Genomic DNA, 23758 nt, shown 5'->3' on the forward strand with positions numbered 1-23758 from the left:
TGCGAACCGGCCCGCGATCTGTGCGGCAGGCCGCCGAGCGACACGGAACCGCGACAGGCGACAGAACCGCGACAGGCGGAGGAGGCAGCCAGGTGACCGCGACGATCCGTCTCGTGGCCCGCCCGGCGCCCGGAGATGACCCGCACCTCGTGGCCCGCCAGTGCACCGCGCGCAAGTCCCGGCACTTCGACCGGCGCAGCGAGTATTCACTGAATCGTTTTCCCGGAGGTGGCACGCGGTGGACTACCAGCTGATCGATGCCGATGGCCACTACTACGAGCCCGACGACTGCTTCTCCCGGCATATCGAGGCCGGTTTCAAGGAGCACACCGTACGGGTCGAGCGCGGGGCCGACGGCCTGGGCCGGGTCTATCTGGGCGACCGCCGCACATTCATGAGCGTGATGCCCGGGGACTACGCGTCCGCCCCCGGCGCGCTGCAGGGGCTGTTCGTCGGCGAGGTGGCGGACGGCTTCACCCACCGCGAGGTCCTGAACGCGAAGGACCACCCCGCGTTCATCGAACGGCCCGCGCGGCTGGACCTGATGGACGACCAGGGTGTCGAGGCGACCATCATGCTGCCCACCCTCGGCGTGGCCGTCGAGCAGGACATGGCGGACGACGTCGAGCTGACCTACGCCAGCCTGCGCGCGTTCAACCGGTGGCTCGAGGAGGACTGGGGCTACGCCGAGCAGGACCGGATCTTCGCCGTTCCGATGCTCTCCCTGCTCGACATCGACCACGCCGTGGCCGAGCTGAAGCGGGTGCTGGACGCCGACGCGCGCCTGGTGCACCTGCGCCCCGGGCCGATCGGCGGCCGCTCCCCCGCGCACCCCGACTTCGACCGGTTCTGGGCGATGGCGGCCGAGGCCGGGGTCGGGGTCGTGTTCCACGTCTCCAACAGCGGTTACAACGCGGCGTACGGCCAGCTCTGGTCCGAGGACGCGGGCAACCCGTCGCACCTGCAGTCGCCGCTGCAGTGGGCGCTGTGCAACACCGAGCGGCCGATCGTCGACACGCTCAGCGCGCTCGCCCTGCACAACCTCTTCGGCCGACACCCCAACATCAAGATCATCTCGATCGAGAACGGCAGCAACTGGGTGCGACCGCTGCTGAAGACGGTCGACAAGGCCGCCGCGCTCGGCCGGCGCGGCCCGATGATCGGCGGCACGCTCTCGGCGAAGCCCAGCGAGATGCTCGCCGAGCACCTGTGGGTCTGCCCGTTCCCCGAGGACGACGTGCACGACCTCATCAGCGTGCTCGGCCCGGACCAGGTCCTCTTCGGTTCGGACTACCCGCACCCCGAGGGGCTCCGCCAGCCCATGGACTACGTCGAGCGCCTCGACGACTGCGACCCGGTCACGCGGCGCAAGGTGCTGCGCAGCAACACCGCCGACCTGCTCCGGATCCCCGACAAGGAGACCGCCAAGTCCGCGTAGGACACCAACCCCGGCCCCCGAGCCGGGCCCGGCTCGGCCCTGAGCGGCAGAGACAGAGAGCCCACGGACGCGGAAGCGCCCGGGTGGCCACCGCGGAATGGCTACCCGGGCGCGGGGTTGGTGCGGTGGTCAGGACTGCGGGGTGTCCTCCCCGGTGCCCCGGGCGCGCAGCAGGCGGCCGGGCGTGGCGCCGGGGATGTCCTTACCGTACGAACGGGTGGCTACGCCGTTGACCCACACGTGCTCGATGCCGGTGCTGCGCACCACCAGGCGGTCGGCGCCGCCGGGCTGGTCGTACACCCGCTCGACCGGGGTCGTGCCCACCGTGGCCGGGTCGAAGGCGACGAGGTCGGCGTGGAAGCCCTCCTTGACCAGCCCGCGGCCGTCCACCCGGAAGGCCTGGTGGGGATGACCGGTGAGGCGCCAGACCGCGTCCTCCAGCGAGATCGCGCCGCGCTCGCGCACCCAGTGGCCGAGCAGGTGGGTGGAGTAGCAGGCGTCGCAGAGCTGGTTGGCGTGGGCGCCGGCGTCGGAGAGCCCGAGCAGGGTGCGCTTGTCCGCCAGCAGCTGGGCGATCTCGGCGTCACCGTCGTTCTCTAGCACCACGCGGAAGCGGGTGGGGACGCTGTCCGAGAGCGCGAGGTCGAGCATGAGGTCGAAGGGGGTGGTACCCCGCTGCTGCGCCAGCCGGTCCAGCGGGATGCCCACGACGTCGTGATGGGCGCCGGTCTCCTCGACATCGATCTTGGACCAGCGGTGGCTCCACGCGCTCAGCGTCGCGGGGCGGGCCCGCTCCCGCCAGGAGGCGTCGCGGTAGAGGTCGGCACGCTCCTCGCGGGGCCGCGCCAGCGCTTCCTTCCACTCGTCGATCTCGGCGAGCGGCACCGGGTCGTCCATCGTGATCTGCATGACGATGGGGCGGCAGGCGATCTGCGGGTAGACCTCGCCGGGCAGTGCGCCGGCCCGCTCGACGGTGCGCATCGCCGAGCCTGGCTTGTCCGCGCGGGCGACCAGCGCCGTCCACGTCACCGGGACGCCGAAGCGGGTGGCCAGCTCGGAGAACTGGTCGACGAACAGGCCCGGGCCGATGGAGACCTGGACGACGCCGCGCCCGAGCTCGCTGAGCACCGAGACCATCGAGTAGACCTCGTCGACCTCGGCGAAGCGGCTCGGCACCGGACGGCCGTAGGCGCCCTGGTGAGCGGGCTGGCGCGAGGTGGAGAACCCGATGGCGCCGGCCTCGAGGGCCTCGCGCACGATCTCGCGCATCCGCTCGAGCTCGGCCGGTGTCGCCGGGCGCTCCTCACCACCGACCACGAACGCGCGCAGCGGCGAGTGGCCGATGAAGGCGCCGACGTTGAGACGCTTGGGCCGCTGGTCGAGGGCGGAGAGGTACTCCGGGAAGGTCTCGAAGGACCAGGAGATGCCGGCGTCAAGTGCGCTGAGAGACATCCCCTCGACGTTCTCCAGGAGGCGCATGATGATGTCGCGGTGCTCGGGCCTGGTCGGCGCCACCCCGAAGCCGCAGTTGCCCATGATCACGCTGGTCACGCCGTGCCAGCTCGACGGCGTGAGGTCGCCGTCCCAGAGAATCTGGGCGTCGTAGTGGGTGTGCACGTCGATGAAGCCGGGGGTGAGGGTGAGCCCCTCGAGGTCGACGACCTCACAGTCGGGCGTCGGGGTGAGCTCGCCGGGGGCACCGACGGCGACCACGCGGCCACCGCTGACGGCGACCTCCGCGGCGCGGGCCGGGGCACCCGTCCCGTCGATCAACGAGGCGTGGCGCAGCAGCAGATCCATCGAAACTCCGATCGGTCGCCCGCGGCAACGATAGTTCCCAGAAGATAGCAAATACTCGCTCACTTATCGAGCCGTGGGGCACCCGCGAACGAGCCCCACGACCCACCCGGACGGCGGCCGGACAGCAGGCCACCGTCCGGTCAGTCGAGCCCGGCGGTGGCCGGTACCAGGTCGCGCCGCAGCTGGGCGATCTCGGCGCGCCACCGTTCCACGGCGGCCTCCTTGATCTCCGCATAGCCCTTGACCGACTGCACGGACTCGGCGGCCCGGACCAGCGTCTCGTAGGCGACGGCGGCCCCGGCCGGCACCGGTCGGACCAGCTCGGTGATCAGCGCCTCGTACTCCGCGATCACGGCCCGCTCGGTGCGGCGGTCGGGGTCGTAACCGAAGATGTCGAAGGGCGTCCCGCGCAGCCGCTTCATCGCGCGCAGGCCATGGAACGCGACGGCGTAGGGCCGGCCCATCGGCATCTTCTTCGACATGCCCAGCCGGCGCAGCGCCGGCGGGTGGAGGTGGTAGGTCACCTTGTACGGCCCGTCGATGCCGAGGTCACGCGCGACGTCGTCGTAGTCCGTCTTCAGGTGCAGCCGGGCGACCTCGTACTCGTCCTTGTAGGTCAGGATCTTGTGCCAGGAGTCGGCGACCGCCCGGGTGAGCTCCCACCCCCTGGCCTCGTCATCGCGCGCCGACGCCTGCTCGACCAGGCCGAGGAAGCGCCGCGCCAGCGAGTCGCCCGAGTAGTCGATCACCTGGGCGGCCCGGCGGACCAGCAGGTCACGCAGCGCCGGGGGCAGCGGGCGCTCGGCGACGAGCGCCACCGCGCGGGTCAGCGCCGCCGATGACGGGTCGGTGAGGCCGGGCCGCCGGCCCGGCTCCGGACCGGCGCCGGAGGCCTCCGCGCCCGCCGACCCGGTGGCCGCGGGCCCGGTGGCCGCGGGCCCGGCGAGGCTGGCCTCGACGGCCGCCGGGTCGTGCGCGGCCCAGCGGCCCCACTCGAAGGCCTCCCGGTTCTTCGCCGCGGCCTTACCCTGCCGGCGCATCGCGTTCTCGACGTCGTCCAGCGTGAACGGCAGCCCGCCGAGCTGGAAGGCGGCGCCGAGCAGGACGACGTTGCCGAGGAGCTGGTCGGCGAACACCTGCTCGGCGATCTGCCGCCCGGCGATAAAGGCGACCCGCTCGGGGCCGACCCGGTCGGTGATCGCCCTGCGCAGATCCTCGTCGGCGGGCGCGGTCGCGCCGCCCTGGAGCATCGACGTGGTCGGGATCAGCTCGGTCTCGACGACCGCCACGGTGTGCCCGGGGCGGACCCGTTCCAGCTGGGGCCCGCCGGCGGCCTGCAGGATGTCGCCGGAGAGGTAGAGGTCGGCCCCGCCGGGGCCGACCGTCGCCGAGCCGATCTCGGCCCTGGTCGCCGCCAGGTGCAGGTGGGAGACCACGGCCCCGGCCTTCTGCGACAGGCCGGTCTGGTCCACGCCGCCGACGACGAGCCCGGCCGACTCGGCCGCGGCCGCGAGGATCCGGCTGGCGGTGATGATGCCCGTCCCGCCGATGCCGGTGACGTAGATGCCGTACTGGCCGTCGACACCCGGGTTGGCGGGCGCCGGCAGGGTACCGGCGGGCAGGGTCGGCCGCACCGACTCGCCCGTCCCGGCGGACGCACCCGCGGCCTGCTCGGCGCTCGCCCTGCGGGCCCGGCGCTTCGCCGGGGACCTCGTCCACGGCCAGGTCCGCGACCGGGGCTGCACGGTGACGAAGGACGGGCAGTCGCCGTCCAGGCAGGTGTAGTCGCGGTTGCAGGAAAGGTCGTCGATGCGCCGCTTCACGCCGAGCTCGGTCTCCACCGGGAGCACCGACAGGCAGTTGCTCTTGGTGCCGCAGTCGCCGCACCCCTCGCAGACGGCCTCGTTGATGACGACCCGCCGGGGCGGCTCGGGCAGCAGCCCGCGCTTGCGCAGCCGCCGCGACTCCGCCGCGCAGCGCTGGTCGTAGATGATCACGCTGACGCCGGCCACGCCCCGCAGTTCCTCCTGCACCTCCGGGAGGTGGTCCCGCCCGAGCACCTTGACGCCCGGTGCCCAGCGGGCGCGACGGCCGTAGCGCTTCGGGTCCTCGGCGCACACCACGATGCGGCGCACGCCCTCGGCCTCCAGCGCCCGGGTCATCGCCGGGACGTCCATCAGGCCGACGACGTCCTGGCCGCCCGTCATCGCGACCGCGGTGTTGTACAGGATCTTGAACGTGACGGCGACGCCGGCGGCGACGCTCGCCCGGATCGCCAGGATGCCGGAGTGGCTCAGCGTGCCGTCACCGAGGTTCTGGATGAGGTGCGGCTCGTCGACGAACGGCGCCAGCCCGATCCAGGGCACGCCCTCGGCGCCCATCGGGGTGGGCGGCAGGCTGGTCATGCCCTGGTGCCGGGTCTCGAAGTACATGATCCCGTGACACCCGACGCCACCGCCGACGAGGGCACCGTCCGGGAAGATCGTCGAGCGGTTGTGCGGGCAGCCGCTACAGAAGCCCGGCGGCCGGGACGGCAGCGCGAGCAGCGGCAGCGACATCCGCCGCGGCTCGTCGCGGCGACCGGCGGCGAGCGCCGGGCGGACCCGGGTCAGTGCCTTGCCGACCGCGGCCGGGTCCAGCTCGCCGACCGTCGACAGCAGCGCGCGCCCGTCGAGGTCCTTCTTGCCCGCGACGGGGACCATGATCCCCGCCTGGTGCAGGATCGACCGCAGCTGCGTCTCGATGAACGGCCGCTTCTCCTCGACGACGAGGATCTCCTCGACCGACCGGGCGAACTCGACGACGGTGCTCTCGACCACCGGGTACGTCATCGCGAGCTTCAGCACGCGGACGCCGGCGGCGGCAAGGCCGTCGGGGCGGACACCGAGATCGGAGAACGCCTGGACCACGTCGAAGTAGGTCTTGCCGGCGCACACGATGCCCAGCGGCGCGCCCGCCCGGGCGCCGACCACCCGGTCGAGGCCGTTGTGCCGGACGTAGGCCTGCGCGGCGCGCAGCCGGTGGTCGACGACGAGCGCCTCCTGGCCGGCGACCGCGTGCGGGCCGATCTTCGCCTGCGGCCGGTGCCGCCACGGCAGGCCCTCGACCAGGATGTCCTCGGGGTCCTCCGGCGTGTGCCGGTCGAGGTCGAGGTCGACGCTGCCGATGCCGTCCGCCACCGCGGTGACGATCTTCATCCCGGCCCAGGATCCGCAGTACCGGGACATCCGGTAGGCGTGCACGCCCAGGTCGAGAACCTCCTGCTGGTCACCGGGGAACAGCACCGGGATGCAGGCGTCCTCGAACGTGTACTGGCTGTCGCAGGGCAGGGTGGACGACTTGGCGGTCGGGTCGTCGCCGCAGAACATGACGACGCCGCCGTTCGGGCCGGCGCCCATCGCGTTGGCGTGCCTGAGGACATCCCCGCACCGGTCGAGCCCCGGGGTCTTGCCGTACCAGGCACCGGCGACGCCGTCGACGCCGGCGTAGCCGTTGACGGCGCCCATCTGGCTGCCCCACACGACGGCCGCGCCGAGCTCCTCGTTCAGCCCCGGCCGGTGCAGGATGCGGTGCTCGGCCAGCTTGTCGCCGAGCTTGTCCAGGGTCAGGTCGAACGTGCCCAGGGGCGAGCCCGGGTAGCCCGACACCATCGTCCCGGTGGTCAGGCCGTCCTTGGCATCCAGCCGCTCGCGCACGACGAGCAGGCGCGCCAGGGTCTCGACTCCGGAGAGCAGCGCCGCCGCGGCCGGGGCGGGCACCGGGGCCTCGACCGCGGGCGGATCAGCGACGGGCGGGCCCTCCAGCGGGGGCGCCTCGATCACGTCGCCGGACGCCGCCCGCTCGCCGGTCGCCCCGATCATGGGAACATCCGCGGGTTGACGTAGGCGAACCGCCCGCCCTTGACGACCGCGCGACGGCGGTCGGGGTCCTGCAGCACGGTGATGTCGGTGAGCGGGTCGCCGTCGACGATCAGCAGGTCGGCGAGGTAGCCCGCGCGGATCTGGCCGACGTCCAGGCCCACCAGCGGGCCCATGTTCCGGGTCGCCGTGTTGATCGCCTCCTGTGGCGACATGTGGACCAGCTCCACGTAACGCTGCAGCTCGGCCGCGTAGGTGCCGTGTTTTGTCCACTGGTGGCCGAAGTCGCCGCCGGCCAGGATGCGGATGCCCGCCTCGCGCAGCATGCCGATGCCCTCGACCTGGGCGCGGAACTCCTTCTCGTAGCCCGACCGCTCGATCTTCTCCGGGGTGACGCCCCAGGGCTCGGCGTGGCCGCTGACCATCGCGTACAGGTAGTGCAGGCCGGGGCACACCCAGACGTCGTCCCGGCGGGCCTCCAGCTCGTGCACCGCCTTGTCGTCGAGGAAGCAGGCGTGGTGGATGACCCGGGCCCCGTTGCGCGCCGCCATCGCGACGCTGTCCGACCCGCGGGCGTGCACGGTGATGAACGCGCCGTACCGGTCGGCCTCGTCGACGGCCGCGGACAGCATCTCGTCGTTCATGTAGAGGTCGTCGGAGGGGTACTCGGGGACGATGCCGTCCCCGGAGACGAACAGTTTCAACGCCCGGACGCCGGTGTCGCACTGGCGGGCGACGACCTCGCGGAGGTCCCGGGCGTCGGAGACGACCGAGGTCATCCCGGTGTCCGCGCTGATCGCACCCCGCTCGGTGATCATCGTGCCGCTGGGGATGACCCGCGGGCCGGGGATGAGGCCCCGCTCGATCGCGTCCCTGGTGCGCACGTCGTCGAACGGCTGGGAGACCCCTGCCCCGACGACGAGCGTGTAGCCGCTCTCCAGGAACGTCCGGGCCACGGCGGCGACGTCGAGCGCGTGCGGCGCGGCCGGCGCGTTCGCGACGGAGACGTGGTCGAAGACGAAGTCGAGCGGCCAGCTCATGTGCACGTGCGCGTCTCCCAGGCCGGGTAAGACGGCCGCCCCGTGCAGGTCGATGACGCGGGCCGAGCCGGAGTCGACCTCGATCCGCCCCGCCCGCACCCGCGCGATCCGGTCGCCCTCGATCAGGAGGTCGCCGTCGGCGATGACGTCCGGCCCGGTGCCGACGTTGGCCCCGGCGCCGGAACCGCCGCCGGGCACGCCGGGCACGGCCCGCGGAGTCGGCGCGGAGCAGGTGAGTATCTTCGCGTTCCTGATCAAGATGCGCTCGGTCATCGGGATCTTGCCGTGGATACCCCGGCCTTCAGGCCGGGCAGGAAAGGGCGCCCCTTACTGGACCGCATGAGCGAATCCTTTCGGTAGAATGAGAGTATGTCCCGCTACCGGCTCGACCCGGCACCCGAACAGGTCGCTGGAATCGAGGAGCACTGCGGGCACGCGCGTTTTGTTTGGAATCTTGCGGTCGAACAGCAGTCGTGGTGGAAGCCCGGCCAGGGAAGGGCGCCGAACCATGCGGAGCGTTGCCGGCAGTTGACCGAAGCGCGGGCAGAGTTCGAGTGGCTGCGAGCCGGTTCGCAGACCGTTCAGCAGCAGGCGCTTCGAGACTTCGACCAGGCTATACGGAACTTCTTCAACGGCTCGCACCGCCACCCGACCTTTCGGAAACGTGGCCGGTCCGAGGGTTTCCAGATCGTAGGGAAGAACGCACGGGTCGAGAAGCTGAACCGGAAGTGGTCCCAATGCTGGATCCCGAAGGTCGGCTGGGTGAAGTTCCGCGTGTCGCGGATAATCCCGGACTTCAGGTCGTACCGGGTGACCCGGGACCGGGCGGGCCGCTGGCATGTGGCGTTCGCCGTAGCACCCGACCCGGTCCCCGCGCCAGGAACCGGTGAGGTCGGCGAGGTCGTCGGTGTGGACCGGGGTGTCGCCGTGTCCGCGGCGCTGTCCACCGGGGAGCGGCTGTCCTGCCCGACGCTGAGGCCGAAGGAAGCCGAACGACTCCGCCGGCTCCAGCGCCGGCTGGCGAAAGCCACACGCGGGTCGAACCGGCGCGGCCGGCTGAGGACCCAGATCGCCCGGGTGAAGGCCCGGGAGGCCGACCGGCGGAAAGACTGGGTGGAGAAAACCTCCACCGATCTTGCCCGCCGGTTCGACGTCATCCGGGTGGAAGATCTCCGCATCACGAACATGACCCGGTCGGCCCGAGGCACTGTCGAACAGCCGGGCCGGAATGTTCGGCAGAAAGCCGGACTGAACCGGGGCATCCTCGCCAACGGCTGGGGTCTGCTTGCCCGGCGGTTGGAACAGAAAGCACCCGGCCGGGTGGAGAAGATCCCGGCCGCCTACACCAGTCAGTGTTGCTCGTCCTGCGGGCATGTGGCGCCCGGGAACCGCGAGAGCCAAGCGGTGTTCCGGTGCGTCGCCTGCGGACACACGGCCAACGCGGACGTGAACGCTGCATGCAACATCGCGGCTGGACGGGCCGTGACCGCGCGGGGAGGCGCAGCATTGGCCGCGAACCGCGAACCTCAACACTCCACGCCTCCTCTGGTGGATGGGTAGGAGTTGAAATCCCCCGCGTTCACGCGGGGGATGACGTCAAGTTCGCGTTCCCTCCCGACACGACACGTCGGCGGCGAGCCCCTGTCCGAGGGTCACCCGGGGTCGGCTCTCGGCGCAACCTTCAGACGACCGCCGTTAGATGATCACGGTCCGGGTGCCCTCGGCGCGGTCGAGCAGCGCGATGCCCTCGTTGATGTCGTCCAGCCGGATCCGGTTGGACACCATGCCGCCGAGGTCGAGCTGGCCGGTCTCGGCCAGCCGGATGAACCTGGGCATGTCACGCAGGATCTGGGCGCCGCCCACCACGGAACCGGCGAGGCGCTTGCCGGAGAAGATCGCCGAGATGGCCGGCAGGGTCAGGGTCGCGGTCGTGGTCGGCATGCCGACCAGCGTGACCGCTCCCTGTTTACGTGCCATGTCGAAGGCCTGCACCATCAGGTTGGGCAGGCCGACGACCTCGAAGCTGAAGTCCACACCGCGCCCCTCGGTCAGCGCGCGCACCTGCTCGACCGGGTCGGCCTCCGCCGGGTCGACCACGTGGGTCGCGCCGACCCGCAGGCTGGCCTCGCGGCGGGCGGGCACGAGGTCGATGCCGATGATGGTGGCCGCGCCGGAGATACGCGCGCCCTGGATCACCGACTGCCCGACCCCGCCACAGCCGATCACCGCGACGGACGAGCCGGGGGTCACGCCGGCGGTGATGAGCGCCGCGCCGAGCCCGGTGGTCACCCCGCAGCCGAGCAGCGCCAGCTCCTCGTCGGCCAGGTCGGTGTTGGTCGGCACGACCGAGGCCTCGTCGACCACCATCGCCTCGGCGAACGTGCCGCAGCCGCACACGGCGGCCGCGGTGCGGCCGTCGGCCAGCGTGAACCGCGGCGCCGCCTTGACCGGCCCGCCGAGCTCGCAGTGGTTGGACATGCCGTTGACGCACCACCAGCAGGTGCCGCAGGCCGGCGACACCGCGGCGAGCACCCGCTGGCCCACCTTCACCCGGCGGACCTCGGAGCCCACCTCCTCGACCACACCGCACGCCTCGTGACCGGGAACGATCGGCAGCGGCAGCGGCGAGTGCCCGTTGATGACGTGGAGGTCGGTATGGCAGATACCGCTCGCGGCGATGCGCACGAGCACATCCCGCGGGCCCACGGCGGGCTGGTCGAGATCCTCGACGACCAGCGGCTTCTCGGCCTCGTACGCGACAGCGACCCGCACTGGCGATCCTCCCATCAGCACCGCCGGCCCAGGGACCGTGAGGGGGCCGCGCGCAACGCCGAGGATATTTCAGTAACCGCTCACTCCACAAGAGGTCCGTCGAGGGCTCCACTTGTATTGGGATCAGCTCCACTCCAGGCAGGTAAGTATGTGAGCACCCTGTTAGCATGGCGCCCTACGGATCCGTCCCATGGCGTGCCGGGCCCGGCGCGACGACGTCGATCGTGAGGTTTTCGTGGGATCGTTGGATGGCCGCGTAGCAATCGTCACCGGCGCCAGTCGCGGTATCGGGTCGCGCATCGCCGCGCGCCTGGCCGCGGAGGGGGCGGCGGTCGCCCTGGTCGCGCGCACGGTCGACGCCGGTACTTCCCGGCTGCCAGGCTCGATCACCGAAGTGATCGAGAACATCAAGGCCGGCGGCGGTCACGCCGTCGCCATTCCCGCCGATCTCACCGCTCCCGACGACGTCGAGACGATCATCGAACGTGCGGAGGCAGCCGTCGGCCCGGCGGACATTCTGGTCAACAACGCCGGGGTCAATTTCTACGGACCTGCGCTCGACATCCCGCCGCGCCGTTACGGGCTGATGTTCCAGATGATGGTCCACACCCCGTTCCGGCTCTGCCAGCTCGTGGTTCCCGGGATGGTCAGCCGCGGGCAGGGCTGGATCGTGAACATCACGTCCAAGCAGGCCCGGCACCCGATCGGCCCGCCCTACCCGGAGTGGGCCAGCGACGGGTGCGTCCCCTACGGCATGTGCAAGGCCGCGCTGGACCGCCTGACCACCGGCCTGGCCGCGGAGCTCGAGGGCACCGGGGTGGCGGTGAACGCACTCGGGACGTCCGGGCTGGTCATGACGCCCGGTGTCGCCGCCGTCTCGCCACACACTCCGGACAACGCCCCGGTGGAACCGGACGAGGCCATGGCCGACGCGGCCCTGCTGCTGTGCAGCGGGAACCCCGCGGAGCTGACCGGGCGGATCACCTACAGCATGGAATACCTCGGCAGGCCGTTCCCGAACGGGCCATGGGCCCTGTCCGCCACGTTCTGACCAGCGACCACAACCTGATCAGAGACCACCACTGATCAGAGACCACCACCACGCTTTCCGACCGGTCCGGCGGCAGGGCTGCCGCCGGGCCACGAGTGAAGGAGGACCCGTGCGTATCGAGGTCGACCCGGACCGGTGCGAGGGGCACGCTCGCTGCTGGGACATCAGCCCCAGCGTCTTCGAGCTGGACGAGCAGGGCCACGGGACGGTCATCCTGCCGGAGGTCCCGGCGGAGCTGGCCGAGCAGGCGGCGGACGCCGCCCGCAACTGCCCGGAGCGTGCGATCACCGTCAGCGACTGAGGTCGCCAGACCAGAGAAGCCCGCCGGCACGTGATGCGCCGGCGGGCTTCTTCGGGCCTGTGCGGACCGCGGTCTCGGCCGGTGTCCGCCTCAGCTGGCGTCGAGCGTCCCCATCAGCAGATGGGTGTCCTGCTGGAAGACACGGATCTCGCGGACCAGTCCGCCCGTCACCGTGAACAGCTCGACCACGTCCACCGTCGCCGAGCGGCCGGTGGACTTCGCCGTCCAGGTCTGGGTGGTCTGCTGGACGACCAGCTCACCGCACCCGACGATCCTGGGTGGGCTGATGACGCGGCTCCAGTACCTGCCGAACTCGGCGCCCATCCGCTGCGCGCCGGCGTGGCCCTCGTACCAGCCGCCGTGCGGCAGGGACGCCGGCTGCTGCATCCGGATCTCCGGGTCGAAAAGCGCGAACGCGCCGTCCATGTCCGCGGAGAGGAACCGCCGTGCCAGCTCCTCGACGAGCGCGACGGAGTCCTTGGGGTCGAACTCCGACTCGGTCGCCTTCTCCTCGGCGCCCACGTCACTTCCCAGCCGGGGCGGACTCGCCGGCCTGCGCGGCCTTGCGCTCCCGGTACGCCTGGATCGTCTCGGTGAAACCGTGGTGCAGGTGCTGCGGAGCCGGCTCGTTACGCCCGAACACCACCGTGTCGACGATCCCGGCCCGGATGCCGGGCTCCGTGCGGCCGGCGACCCAGAAGTCCTCACCGTCCACCACCGTCTCGCAGATCCACGGCGCCATGTCGACGGCCTTGGCCCGCTCCTCGGGGGACAGCCCGGGACGCAGGTAGACCGAGTGCAGGACCCGCGACGTGGTGCTGTCGACGGGCAGGATCTGCCACAGTTCGACGTGCCGGCTGTCGAAAGTCAGGCAGGTGTTGGGGAACAGCGAGTACTGCGGGCTGAAGTGCTGTGTGACGTCGCCCCACTCGCTCTCCGGGGTGTCCCGCAGCGCGTCGATGGAACGCAGCGCCGAGGCGTTGCGCAGGTGCCGCCCGAGCGGGTCGAAGGTCAGCACCCCGCCGTAGGCGTAGGTGCGCAGCGTCTTCCGGTGCAGATAGTTGAAGTGGTAGTTCTCCCGGAAGGTGTCGAGGGTGACCTTCCAGTTCGCGGCGACCTCGTGCGGGTGCGGCTCGCTGTGCTGCTCCCAGTTGGCGAAGTCCAGCATCTCGAGCTCGCCCGCGAGCTCCGGGCCGAGGTAGTCGTCGATGTCGAGCGGCTGGCCGGGGCGCAGCCGCCCGACGATGAGCCCGTAGCCCTCGGCGACCGGGAGCTCGACAAGGCCCTTGTCCTCCAGGCACATCCCCTCGAAGTACTCCGCCGAGGGCACCCCGACCAGCCTGCCCTCGTTGTCGTAGCTCCACGAGTGGAACGGACAGCTGAACCGCGCGGCCTTGCCCGCGCCGTCGACGAGCCGCACGCCGCGGTGGCGGCAGACGTTCGTCAGCGCCCGGACCTGGCCCTTGGCGTCCCTGGTCAGCAGGATCGGCGTCCCGAGGATGTCGACCGTCCGGTAGGAGTCCGGCCCGACGAGAGCGCCCGAAAGGCCCAGCACGAGCGGCTGGTCGAGGAAGAGCGCCTCGACCTCCTCGCGGTAGTGCTCGGCCGAGTAGATGTCCGTGGACACCTCGAGGACCGACTCGGCCTGGTCGGTGGTCCGGTTCTCGACGTGCTCGATCAGCCGGCGCACCAGCTCGTGGTCAAAAGCCTCTCTGTCCACGGTCACTCCCATCGTTCTGAAAGATTCTCCGCGGGTGCTGAATCCCGTGACCGGAACGAGGCCGCGGTCGTGATGATTCCTGCCGGTGCCGCCAGCCGGCGACTCCCGTCCGGGAGACGCCGACCGAGCTCACAGCGTGATGGTCGCCGGGTCAGCAGGCGTGAAGTTGTAGACGCGGGCCGCGTTCCCGATCGTGATCTTGTGCTGGACCTCGTCGGAAAGGTGCCCGAGCCAGCCGCCGGCCAGCTTCACGGTGTCCGGCCAGGTGGAGTCCGAGTGCGGGTAGTCGCACTCGAGCATCACATTGTCCTCACCGATGATGTCGAGCAGGCGGACGCCGGCCTGGTCCTCGATGAAGGTGCCGAAAACGTGGTCGGCGAAGAGCTGGCGAATGTTGGTGTCGAGGTTGAACTTCGCCTCGCCCTTGGCCTCACCGCGCTCGTGGGAGGCGTTCATGTCGATATCGAACCGCGACGCCCAGAACCGCTGCTTGTCGATGACCTGCTCAGCCCGCTCCAGGAAGTACGGAATCCAGCCGATCGAGCCCTCGGAAAGAGCGATCTTGAGGTTCGGGAACCGGTCGAAAATGCCACTGAACAGCCAGTCCAGCAACGTGCCGGCCTGGTTCGCCGCCGCCGAGTAGGCCATGAAGGCCAGCGTCGGCATGTCCGGCGAGGTGCGGATCAGGTTGGACGACGACCCGACGTGCATCGAGATCACGTAGCCGGTCTCGTTGCAGGCCTCGAACATCGGCTCCCAGAAGTCGGTGTGGATCGACGGGAGACCGAGCTTGGTCGGGTTCTCCGAGAAGGCGATCGACCGGCCGCCGCGGGCCGCCGTCCGCCGGATCTCGGCCGCCGCTGCCACCGGGTCCCACAACGGAATGATCATCATGGGGATGAAGCGGCCGGGGTAGGCCGCGCCGAACTCCTCCAGGATGAAGTCGTTCCACGCCTGGACGCAGAGCAGCCCGAGCTCCTTGTCCTTGGCCTCGTGGAAGACCTGGCCGCAGTACCGCGGGAACGACGGGAACAGGATCGACGACAGCACGTTGCCCTGGTTCATGTCGGCCACCCGGGCCGCGGGCTCGTAGCAGCCGGGGCGCATGTCGTCGTACGAGATCGGCTCCGGCGAGAACTCCTCGCGGGTCTTGCCCGCCACGGCGTTCAGGCCGGTGGTGACGATCTGGCGGTCCTCGTAGACCCAGAACTCCGACTTCCCGTCCCGCACGATGCGGGGCCCGGTGTCGCGCCAGCGCTGTGGCAGGCGCTCCTGCCACAGCCGCGCCGGCTCGATGAGGTGGTCGTCGACCGAAATGAACCAGCTGAACGACACAAGTCCTCCCTGACTTCGGCGCAAGAAAGCGAACGCTCACGTATATGGTAGCTCAGCGCGCAGCCGGAGCACCAGTGAAACCGCCGGGCTGGTCGACGAACGGTCCGCTACCTGCGCCAACGCCGCGGGCGGACCTGGCGGCGAGCCCGGCCGGCGCGGGGACCAGCCCGCCGGCCGGGCCGCCAGGCCCGCCAGTCCGCCTACGCGGTGAGCGGTCTACTCGGTGAGCGGGTCGTCCGCCGACTCGGCGAACCGCGCGGCGAGGCGGGCACGGTGCGCGGCGGGCGCGCCGAACAGCGCCCGGCCCAGCAGCGCCCGCTTGAGGTATACGTGGACGCCGCCCTCCCAGGTGTACCCGATGCCGCCGTGAAGCTGCATGGCCCGGCCGGCGACGTCGACGGCCGCGACACAGACGTAGGACTTCGCCCGCGACACGGCCACCCCGGCCTGCGGGTCGTCGGACGCCACCGCGGCCACCCCCGCCGCCAGCAGCTCCCGGCCCACCGAGATCCGCACGAACATGTCGGCGCAGGCGTGCTTCACCGCCTGGAACGACCCGATCGGACGTCCGAACTGCCGCCGGGTGCCGGCGTAGTCGACGGTGGCCTCGAGCATCGCCTCGGCCAGGCCTAGGCAGTCGCAGGCCACGGCCAGCGCCGCGCGGTCCAGCAGGCGACGGACGGACTCCTGCGGATCCGTTCCGAACTGCCACACTGACCCGGCGTCGACCACCGCGCCGTCCACGGTGACAATGCCCAGGCTGCGGGTCTCGTCGACGACCGGCTGCCCGGTGACGGTGACCCCGGGGTCGTCCGGGCGGACCCGCACCACCACGGGCACGCCCGCCGGGTCGAGGGCCACCAGGAGCAGCTGGTCGGCCTCGGCCGCGTCGAGCACGAAGCCGGCGGCGCCGTCGACCCGCGCGCCCCCGCCGGCACCGGGTGCGTCGCCGGGCGTCGCCGGGCGGACGTGGAACGGGATGGTGACGTCGTCACCGGCCGGCAGCGCGACGGCGAGGCGCTGCTCGCCGGCGGCCACCGCGGCCAGCAGTTCGTCCCGGCCGGCGCCGGGCTCGAGCAGGCGCAGCGCGCCGACCCCGAGCACGGCCGAGCCGAGGTAACCGCTGCTGGCGGCGGCCCGGCCGATCTCGTGCAGCACGACCGCGACCTCGGCGAAGGTCGCGCCGGCGCCGTCGAGCTCCTCGGGCACCTCCAGCCCCAGCCAGCCGGAGCCGGCCAGCAGCGACCAGTCCACCGGGACGGGCGCCTCGTCGTCGCCGGTGCGGCCGGTGGTCTTGCGGAGCATGTCGCGCGCCACGTCACGCAGCTCGCGGTGCAGCTCGCGCAGGTCGTCCACATCCTGCGGCGTGCTCGCGTCCTGCGGCGCGCCCGCGGTGCCCGGACCGGCGCTCATGCCGGCACCACCGGCTCACGGGGCAGGCCGAGCCCGCGCTCACCGATGATCGTGCGCTGGATCTCGCTCGTGCCGCCGGGGATCGTCCACTCCCAGGAACCGATGAAGTCCAGCACCCAGGCCCCCGACTCCCAGCCGCTGGACGCCGGCTTGCGCAGCTCGGTGTGCGCCGGCAGCCCGGCGACCTCGACCGCGAAGTCCATCGTCCGCTGGAGCAGCTCGCTGTAGTAGAGCTTGACGACCGAGGCGTCGGCCGGGCCGGCGGTGCCGGCCTCGTGCCGCTCGACCAGCCCCAGGCACAGCGCCCGCAGGCCGGCGATCTCGGTCTCCAGCTCGGCCAGGCGGTCCTGCACCCGGGGATCGTCGACGAGCCGCCCCCCGCCGGGTGCCGGCCCCCGGCACGCCTCGACCAGCCAGCGGAACCCGGCGTTGCCCAGCCGTTCGGCCAGTTCGAGCATCGTCATCCCCCGCTCGGCGCTGAGCGTCGCCTGGGCCACCTGCCAGCCCTGGTTCACCGGGCCGACCAGGTTCTCGGCCGGGATCACCACCCCGTTGAGGAAGATCTCGCAGAAGTGCGACTCGCCGGCCGCGTTGCGCACCGGACGGACGTCCAGCCCGGGTGAGCGCATGTCCATCAGGAAGTAGGAGATCCCGCGCCGTTTGGGCGCGGCGGGATCGGTGCGGGCCAGCAGCAGGCACCAGTCGGCGTGCGCGGCGCCGCTGGCCCACAGCTTCTGCCCGTCGACGACGAAGCCGTCGCCCTCGCGACGCGCGGTGGTGCGCAGGCCGGCCAGGTCGGATCCGGCCTCGGGCTCGGAGAAGCCCTGCACCCAGATCTCGCCGTCGAGGATCGCGGGCAGGTGCCGCGCCCGCTGCTCGTCGGTGCCCGCGGCGAGCAGCGTCGAGGCGGCATGGTGGATGGAGACGAAGCCGAGCACCAGTCGCGGCGCGTCGTGGGCCGCCAGCTCCTGGTACAGCACCACCTGCTGGGCGGCCGGCATGCCGCCGCCCCACTCGGCGGGCCAGTGCGGGACGGCGTAGCCGCCCGTGCGCAGCTCCTGGAACCAGGCCTGCTGGAAGGCCACGAACTCGGCGTCGCCGGCGACCGTCTGCGCGCGCCGCCAGTCGGCCGGCACATGCTCCCGGCACCAGCGGCGGACCTCGGCGCGGAACTCCGCCAGGTCCTCGGTGGACGTGTTCATCGCGGCTGCCCCTCCTCACCGGAACCCGTGCCGCCGCCCGTGCCGGCACGGGCGGCGGCTCCCGCGGCTCCCGCGGGCCCGGCGAACGGACCGGACAGGCCCGCCCGGCCGATCCGGCGGGTCAGGTGGTCACGGGTCGCCGACAGGCTGAGCGGATGGCGGCGCACGGGCTGGCTGTACCGGGAGATCCACGACAGTGTCGTCTCGTCGCAGAAGCCCATCGCGCCGTGCAGCTGATGGGTCACCCGGAACACCAGGTCGGCCGCCTCCAGGGCGGCGAGCCGCAGCGCGAGCGCGTCCTCGACGGCGTCACCGTGGCCGGCCTGGACGCTCCACAGCGCGAACTTGGCCAGCTCCTCGACCCCGACCCGCTCGACCTCGGCGTCGGTCAGCTGGAACTGCACGCCCTGGAACCGGGCCAGCGGCTGGCCGAACTGCTGGCGGGCGAGGACGTGGGCCCGGGTCAGGTCGAGCGCCCGGTCGAGCATGCCGAGCAGCGTCCAGCACGGCAGCACCAGCGCGAGCGCGGCGTCCGCGCGGCCGTCGGCGGTGCCATCCTCCGTGCCGGTCCCGGTCCCGGTGGACGTCGCGACCGGCTCGGGGTCGAGCTCGGCGACGAACGCGCCGTAGCGGGGCCCCTCCGCCGGCGGGCGGGCGGTGGCCACGCCGCGGCGACCGTCCAGGGTGACCGTCGACCAGCGCTGGCCGAGCCCGGCGACCGCGGCGGCCGGGGTCGGGCCGGTGCCGACGCCGGCTCCGGTCCCGGCGGCGAGGACCAGGCCGGCCGTGGAGCCGTCCGCCGGCCGGCACAGCCGCTCGGCCAGCGGGTAGGGCAGCGCCCACCAGCCGGCGGCCCGGCACAGCGCGGCCGCGGCCTCCAGTTCGTCGCCGCCGGCGCGCGGGTCGAGCTCCCAGGCGCCGATCTCGTCGAGCAGCGGCTCGATCAGGCCGGCCCGCTTCTCCGGCTCCCGCTCGGCGGCCTGGACGAGCTCGTCGCCGCCGGCCGCCTCGAAGGCGCGCAGGGCCGTCCGGCCGTACTCGGCGGCCTCGTCGCTCAGCTCGGTGTTCATGTCCGTGCTCGTGGCCGTGCCCAGGACGGCGGTCACGACGCCGCCAGCAGGGCGCGCGCCATCAGGATCCGCTGCATCTCCACGCTGCCCGAGGCCACGGTGGCCGACACCGAGTAGCGCCGGTGGTCGGCGACCGCGCGGCGGAACCGGCGGCCCGCCTCGTCGGGCAGGGACGCCTCGGCGACGATGTCCATGAGCACCTCCGCGCTCTCCTGGTCCAGCCGGGTCACCGCGATCCGGTAGGCGGCCGAGTCGTCGGGCCTGATCCGGCCGCTGGCCTGCAGTGCCACGACGCGGTAGGCGAGCAGCCGGGCCCGGCGGGCGTGCACGAGCATCCGGGCCCAGCGGCCGCGCAGCTCCTCGGGGAGCTTCTCCCACTGGTCACCGAGGGCGGCGGGAGCCTCGTGCAGCAGCCGCTCGACCCGGGCGTAGCGGGCGATACCCACCCGTTCGAAGGCCAGCACCTCCTGGACGAGCGACCAGCCCTCGTCCACGGTGCCGAGGACGTCCGCCTCGGTCACCCGCAGCTCGTCGAAGAACACCTCGTTGAGGTGGTGCGGGCCGATCATGCTGGCGATGGGACGGACCTCGATCGCGGGGTCGGACATCGGCACCAGGAAGACCGTGAGGCCCTGCTGCCGGCGGGCGCCCTTGGAGGTCCGGGCCAGCAGGAAGCACCACTGCGCCATCGTGGCGTAGGAGGTCCAGACCTTCTGGCCGGTGACCCGCCAGCCGTCGCCGTCGCGGCGGGCGGTGGTGCGCAGGGAGGCGAGGTCAGAGCCCGCCTCGGGCTCGCTGAAGCCCTGGCACCAGATCACCTCTCCGCGGGAGATCGGAGGCAGGTGGCGGGCCTGCTGCTCGGCCGTGCCGTGCCGCATGATCGTCGGACCGACCCAGTTGACGCCCATGTACTGCGCGCCGCGCGGCTCGTGCAGGGCCCACATCTCCTCGCGGACGGCCATCTGCTCCCACGGCGACGACTCGCGCCCGCCGAACTCGCGGGGCCAGGCCATGCACAGCAGGCCGCGCTCCGCGAGGGTCCGGCAGAACGCCTGGGCGACCTCGAGGTCAGCGGGGTCGGCGGTGAAGGCACCGAGGAAGTCGGGTGGCACGTGCTCGCGGACCAGCTGACGAAGCTCCCGGCGCAGGGTCGCCACGCCCTCGCCCATCTCGTACTCCATGGACCGGAAAAGTAGTCCGAATCGCGTCAACCTTCAATACTTATAAGGATAACGAGCGGTATGCTCGCAGGGTGTCGATCAGCCGCCGCGGGCGCGTCTCGCAGGTTCGGATCGCCGAGACCGTTGCCGCGGCCCTGCGTGCGCGCATCCTCGCCGGCGACGGGACGGACGGATACCAGCTCCCGACCCAGGACCAGCTCGTCCAGGAGTTCGGGGTGAGCTATCCGTCCGTGCGGGAGGCCATCCGGATCCTGGAGACCGAGGGCCTGGTCACCGTGCGGCGCGGCAAGGTCGGCGGCGCCGAGGTGCACCGCCCCGACGAGGCGTCCGCCGCCTACCATCTCGGGCTCGCGTTGCAGGCCGGCCGGGTCACGCTGGGCGACCTGGCCACCGGGCTGCAGACCTTCGAGCCGCTGTGCGCCGCACAGTGCGCGGCGGCGCCGGACCGGCACGAGCGGATCGTCCCCGTGCTGCGGGCGAACGTCGAGGCCACGGCCGGGTTCGTGGGCACCGGCAGCGCGTTCACGCACGCCGCCCGCGAGTTCCACGAACTCGTCGTCGCGCTCACCCCGAACGCCACGATCCGCCACATCGTGAGCAGCCTGGTGGCGCTGTGGTCCGCCCAGGAGCAGGCCTGGGCGGAGTCGGCCGCCAGCAGGGGCGCGTACCCCGCCGAAGTCGAGGCCGAGCAGGTCGTCCGCACGCACCGGCGGATCCTCACCGAGATCACGGCCGGCCGCGCGCCGGCGGCCGAGCGCATCACCCGCGCCCACCTCACCGCCTCACAGGCCTACCTCCTCGACCGGTTCGACGACAGCGTGGTCACCGTCACCGACGCGAGGTCCCGGCAGGCGGACGCCGTCCCGAACCCCATCTGGCGCGTCTAGCCCGGGCGGTACGGCGCGCCCGGGCCAGCACGTCGAGCGTGGGCGGTCAGCGGGCCGTCCAGCCGCCGTCCACCGCGATGGTCTGGCCGGTCACGTACCGGCCCGCGTCGCTGACCAGCCACAGGACCGCGCCGAGGAAGTCCTCCACCCGGCCGTCGCCGGGCAGCGGGGTGTTCCGCCGCAGCCAGTTCTGGCCGCTCTCGGTGTCGTACAGGCTGTCGGTGATCTCGCTACGGAAGAAGCCCGGGGCGATGGTGTTGACCCGGATCTCGTGCCGCGCCCACTGGACGGCCAGCTCGGAGGTGAGCCCGGACAGCCCCGCCTTGCTCGCGGCGTACGACGCCTGCGGGATGCCGGGGACGCCGACGATGCCGCTGATCGACGAGATGTTGACCACCGAGCCCCGCCCGGCCGCCTTCATGTGCGGGAACACCGCCTGGCTGAGCCGGAGCGGAGCCACCAGGTTCAGCGCCAGGGTCCGGTTGATGGCGTCGATCGGCTCGCTCTCGGCGCGTTCCTCGGTGAGGCGGGCGCCGGCGGCGTTCACCAGGATCTCCGGCCCGCCGAGCTCGGCGGCGACCTGCGGCACCACCGCGTCGACCTGCTCCGGGTCGAGCAGGTCGGCGCCGACGGCCAGGCCGCCCAGCTCCTCCGCGAGCGCGAGGAGCCGGTCGCGGCGGCGCGCCACCACGGCCACCCGGGCACCGGCCGTGGCCAGCGCCCGCGCGATGCCCGCGCCGAGGCCGGACGACGCGCCGGTCACCACCGCGACCCGGTCCTTGAGGGCGAACAGGTCGAACAACCCGAACTGGTCGGGAACCGCTGTCATGCGGTCACGATCCGTCCCGGACGCTCCTCGGTCAACTCATCGCCCTCGATCAGGACACAGCCGTTGACGAGGGTGTAGTCGTAACCCCGCGCACGCTGGACGAACCGGTTCGCCCCGTGCGGGAAGTCCGCGAGCATCTCGGGGGTGTCCAGGTCGAGGCGATCAAGATCGATCACGTTGACGTCGGCGAAGGCGCCGGGCTTCAGGACACCCCGGTCGGCGAGCCCGAACAGCTCGGCCCCCTCGGAGCTCAGCTTGCGCACCGCCGTGCCGACGTCGAGCAGGCCCCTGTCACGCACCCAGTGCCGCAGCAGGAAGGTGGGCTGGCCCGCGTCCATGGTGAGCGCCACGTGCGCGCCGGCGTCCCCGACGCCGACGACGACGTCCGGATTCGTGATCATCGCGGCGACGGCGTCGAGGTCCTGGTTGAGCACCGGGTAGTAGAGCAGCCCGCGGCCGTCGGTCTCCAGGGTGCAGGCGAGGAACGCCGCCGCCGGGCTGACCCCGCGGCGAGCCGCCTCGGCCGCCAGGCTGTTACCCGGGTCGACGTCGTACCGCGCCGGGCCGGGCGGGAGCAGATACAGCTTCGACGGGTCCTTCGGCGCCAGCGGGCCCGACAGCTCGACCGGGTTCTCCGCCTCCTCGACCAGCGCGCGGCGCACCTCGGCGTCGCGGAGCGCCGCCAGCCGCTCCGCCCACGGCTGCTCCATGAACTTCGCCCAGCCCGGCAGCGCGTCGTACGGCGTGCGGCCGACGAGCCCGTAGAGGATGCCGCTGCCCCGGGCCGCGGTCTGCGGACGCAGGTCGGCGCCGCGGCCGCGGGCGGCGGCCACCTCGTCCATCACCCAGGACCACAGGCCGGGCCGGCGGTCGCTCTGCATGATCGCGAAGGTGAGCGGGCGCCCCGAGGCGCGGCTCACCTCCTCCATCCAGGCCAGCTCGGCGACGGAGTTCTGCCGCTCCGGTCCGTCCCGCTCGCCGATGCGGGGGACGACCTCGATCGTGCCGCGCCCGCGCGAGGCGAGGGCCCCGGCGATCGCGGCGAGCTCCGCCTCGAGGGCGTACGTGCCCGGCACGGCGCGGCCGTCCGGCACGGTGTGCATGAAGCTGCGGGAGGTGGAGAAGCCGAGGGCGCCGCCGTCGATCGCCTCGCCGACGACCGCCGCCATCCTGGCGATGTCCTCGTCGGTGGCGGGGGCCTCGTCCAGGCTGCGCGCGCCCATGACGTAGTAGCGCAGCGCGCAGTGGCCGATCATGCCGCCGACGTTGACGCCGAGCTGCCGGCGGCCGAGCGCCTTCAGGTAGTCGCCGTAGCTCTCCCAGCTCCAGTCGATCCCGTCCATGATCGTGTCGGCCGGGATGTCCTCGACGGACTCCATCATCTCGGCGAGGTAACGCTGCTCGCCGGGCCGCACGGGCGCGAACGTGACGCCGCAGTTACCCAGGACGATGCTGGTCACGCCGTGCCACGAGGACGGGCTGGCCACCGGGTCCCAGAAGAGCTGCGCGTCGAGGTGGGTGTGGATGTCGACGAATCCCGGGGTCACCAGGCGCCCGCGGGCGTCGATCTGGCGGCGGCCGCGCTCGCCGACCTCACCGACCGCGGTGATGCGCTCCCCGTCGATCGCCACGTCCGCGCGACGGGGCGGCGAACCCGTCCCGTCGACCACCTCACCGCCATAGATCACGATGTCGTGCATGGCATCCGTTCCTCCGGTCCGCCGGACGGGCGGTCGACTGGTGAGTAAGTCCTCATTCATCAAAAATGCTAGGGAGGCTGGCCGTGTCCCGTCAAGCAGCACGGACACCGCTCGTGGATCGACGGAGCCGGGCACCCGCCGCCGACGACCCGCAGCCCACAT

General features: G+C 72.2%; 18 protein-coding genes. 5 read left to right on the forward strand and 13 right to left on the reverse strand.

The features are described 5' to 3' along the window. The first annotated feature begins 238 nt into the window (after positions 1-238). Positions 239-1438 carry an amidohydrolase family protein gene (locus FRANEAN1_RS34145; RefSeq protein ID WP_020464238.1) on the forward strand — a complete coding sequence of 400 codons (1200 nt, stop codon included), beginning with the start codon at positions 239-241 and terminating at the stop codon, positions 1436-1438. A gap of 129 nt (positions 1439-1567) precedes the next feature. On the opposite strand, the gene FRANEAN1_RS34150 is transcribed toward FRANEAN1_RS34145, so the two are convergent. From FRANEAN1_RS34150 to FRANEAN1_RS34160, 3 genes are all read right to left on the reverse strand, one after another. Beyond that, the gene (locus tag FRANEAN1_RS34150; protein WP_020464239.1) at positions 1568-3238 is read right to left on the reverse strand and encodes an amidohydrolase family protein; all 1671 of its coding nucleotides are present in this window, start codon (positions 3236-3238) and stop codon (positions 1568-1570) included. Between the two features lie 140 nt (positions 3239-3378). Next, positions 3379-7098, reverse strand: coding sequence for an indolepyruvate ferredoxin oxidoreductase family protein (locus FRANEAN1_RS34155; RefSeq protein WP_020464240.1), 3720 nt, complete (start codon positions 7096-7098; stop codon positions 3379-3381). Beyond that, a complete protein-coding gene (locus FRANEAN1_RS34160; protein WP_020464241.1) occupies positions 7095-8408 on the reverse strand; it encodes an amidohydrolase family protein in 1314 nt (437 codons plus the stop codon). Before FRANEAN1_RS34160 ends, FRANEAN1_RS34155 begins: the two co-directional genes overlap by 4 nt. A gap of 96 nt (positions 8409-8504) precedes the next feature. Between FRANEAN1_RS34160 and FRANEAN1_RS34165 the strand changes: the two genes are divergently transcribed. Continuing rightward, complete coding sequence (locus tag FRANEAN1_RS34165) at positions 8505-9695, forward strand: RNA-guided endonuclease TnpB family protein (protein WP_020464242.1); 1191 nt, start codon at positions 8505-8507, stop codon at positions 9693-9695. Between the two features lie 135 nt (positions 9696-9830). On the opposite strand, the gene FRANEAN1_RS34170 is transcribed toward FRANEAN1_RS34165, so the two are convergent. Continuing rightward, a complete protein-coding gene (locus tag FRANEAN1_RS34170) occupies positions 9831-10907 on the reverse strand; it encodes a Zn-dependent alcohol dehydrogenase (protein ID WP_020464243.1) in 1077 nt (358 codons plus the stop codon). Positions 10908-11142: 235 nt separating this feature from the next. Between FRANEAN1_RS34170 and FRANEAN1_RS34175 the strand changes: the two genes are divergently transcribed. After that, positions 11143-11958, forward strand: a complete 816-nt coding sequence (locus FRANEAN1_RS34175; protein ID WP_020464244.1) for an SDR family NAD(P)-dependent oxidoreductase — start codon at positions 11143-11145, stop codon at positions 11956-11958. Positions 11959-12067: 109 nt separating this feature from the next. Further along, a complete protein-coding gene (locus FRANEAN1_RS34180) occupies positions 12068-12259 on the forward strand; it encodes a ferredoxin (protein WP_020464245.1) in 192 nt (63 codons plus the stop codon). Between the two features lie 90 nt (positions 12260-12349). On the opposite strand, the gene FRANEAN1_RS34185 is transcribed toward FRANEAN1_RS34180, so the two are convergent. From FRANEAN1_RS34185 to FRANEAN1_RS34215, 7 genes are all read right to left on the reverse strand, one after another. After that, on the reverse strand, positions 12350-12781 hold the full coding sequence (locus FRANEAN1_RS34185) for a nuclear transport factor 2 family protein (protein ID WP_020464246.1): 432 nt from the start codon (positions 12779-12781) through the stop codon (positions 12350-12352). A 1-nt stretch (position 12782) separates the two neighbouring features. Beyond that, positions 12783-13979, reverse strand: coding sequence for an SRPBCC family protein (locus FRANEAN1_RS34190; protein ID WP_020464247.1), 1197 nt, complete (start codon positions 13977-13979; stop codon positions 12783-12785). Positions 13980-14108: 129 nt separating this feature from the next. Then, complete coding sequence (locus tag FRANEAN1_RS34195; RefSeq protein WP_020464248.1) at positions 14109-15314, reverse strand: amidohydrolase family protein; 1206 nt, start codon at positions 15312-15314, stop codon at positions 14109-14111. 216 nt (positions 15315-15530) lie between these two features. Continuing rightward, complete coding sequence (locus FRANEAN1_RS34200) at positions 15531-16727, reverse strand: acyl-CoA dehydrogenase family protein (protein WP_020464249.1); 1197 nt, start codon at positions 16725-16727, stop codon at positions 15531-15533. Further along, positions 16724-17929: an acyl-CoA dehydrogenase family protein gene (locus FRANEAN1_RS34205; protein WP_020464250.1), complete on the reverse strand. Its 1206-nt coding sequence runs from the start codon at positions 17927-17929 to the stop codon at positions 16724-16726. The genes FRANEAN1_RS34200 and FRANEAN1_RS34205 overlap by 4 nt, the downstream gene beginning before the upstream one ends. Beyond that, positions 17926-18999: an acyl-CoA dehydrogenase family protein gene (locus tag FRANEAN1_RS34210; protein ID WP_347177276.1), complete on the reverse strand. Its 1074-nt coding sequence runs from the start codon at positions 18997-18999 to the stop codon at positions 17926-17928. Before FRANEAN1_RS34210 ends, FRANEAN1_RS34205 begins: the two co-directional genes overlap by 4 nt. 32 nt (positions 19000-19031) lie before the next feature. Continuing rightward, complete coding sequence (locus tag FRANEAN1_RS34215; RefSeq protein ID WP_041255109.1) at positions 19032-20180, reverse strand: acyl-CoA dehydrogenase family protein; 1149 nt, start codon at positions 20178-20180, stop codon at positions 19032-19034. Positions 20181-20251: 71 nt separating this feature from the next. Between FRANEAN1_RS34215 and FRANEAN1_RS34220 the strand changes: the two genes are divergently transcribed. Further along, positions 20252-21067, forward strand: a complete 816-nt coding sequence (locus FRANEAN1_RS34220; RefSeq protein WP_020464253.1) for a GntR family transcriptional regulator — start codon at positions 20252-20254, stop codon at positions 21065-21067. A gap of 46 nt (positions 21068-21113) precedes the next feature. On the opposite strand, the gene FRANEAN1_RS34225 is transcribed toward FRANEAN1_RS34220, so the two are convergent. After that, entirely contained in the window at positions 21114-21896 is a 783-nt protein-coding gene (locus FRANEAN1_RS34225) for an SDR family oxidoreductase (RefSeq protein ID WP_020464254.1), read from the reverse strand. Beyond that, complete coding sequence (locus FRANEAN1_RS34230) at positions 21893-23596, reverse strand: amidohydrolase family protein (protein ID WP_020464255.1); 1704 nt, start codon at positions 23594-23596, stop codon at positions 21893-21895. The genes FRANEAN1_RS34225 and FRANEAN1_RS34230 overlap by 4 nt, the downstream gene beginning before the upstream one ends. Between the last annotated feature and the right edge of the window lie 162 nt (positions 23597-23758).

The sequence above is a fragment of the Parafrankia sp. EAN1pec genome, assembly GCF_000018005.1.
Taxonomy (GTDB): Bacteria; Actinomycetota; Actinomycetes; order Frankiales; family Frankiaceae; genus Parafrankia; species Parafrankia soli.

What these genes read in the sequence shown, in the direction of transcription:
- FRANEAN1_RS34225 (WP_020464254.1), bottom strand. Translation starts at nt 21,896, where the DNA reads ATGACAGCGGTTCCCGACCAGTTCGGGTTGTTCGACCTGTTCGCCCTC.
- FRANEAN1_RS34160 (WP_020464241.1), bottom strand. Translation starts at nt 8,408, where the DNA reads ATGACCGAGCGCATCTTGATCAGGAACGCGAAGATACTCACCTGCTCC.
- FRANEAN1_RS34155 (WP_020464240.1), bottom strand. Translation starts at nt 7,098, where the DNA reads ATGATCGGGGCGACCGGCGAGCGGGCGGCGTCCGGCGACGTGATCGAG.
- FRANEAN1_RS34215 (WP_041255109.1), bottom strand. Translation starts at nt 20,180, where the DNA reads ATGGAGTACGAGATGGGCGAGGGCGTGGCGACCCTGCGCCGGGAGCTT.
- FRANEAN1_RS34205 (WP_020464250.1), bottom strand. Translation starts at nt 17,929, where the DNA reads ATGAACACGTCCACCGAGGACCTGGCGGAGTTCCGCGCCGAGGTCCGC.
- FRANEAN1_RS34230 (WP_020464255.1), bottom strand. Translation starts at nt 23,596, where the DNA reads ATGCACGACATCGTGATCTATGGCGGTGAGGTGGTCGACGGGACGGGT.
- FRANEAN1_RS34200 (WP_020464249.1), bottom strand. Translation starts at nt 16,727, where the DNA reads ATGAGCGCCGGTCCGGGCACCGCGGGCGCGCCGCAGGACGCGAGCACG.
- FRANEAN1_RS34150 (WP_020464239.1), bottom strand. Translation starts at nt 3,238, where the DNA reads ATGGATCTGCTGCTGCGCCACGCCTCGTTGATCGACGGGACGGGTGCC.
- FRANEAN1_RS34165 (WP_020464242.1), top strand. Translation starts at nt 8,505, where the DNA reads ATGTCCCGCTACCGGCTCGACCCGGCACCCGAACAGGTCGCTGGAATC.
- FRANEAN1_RS34210 (WP_347177276.1), bottom strand. Translation starts at nt 18,999, where the DNA reads ATGAACACCGAGCTGAGCGACGAGGCCGCCGAGTACGGCCGGACGGCC.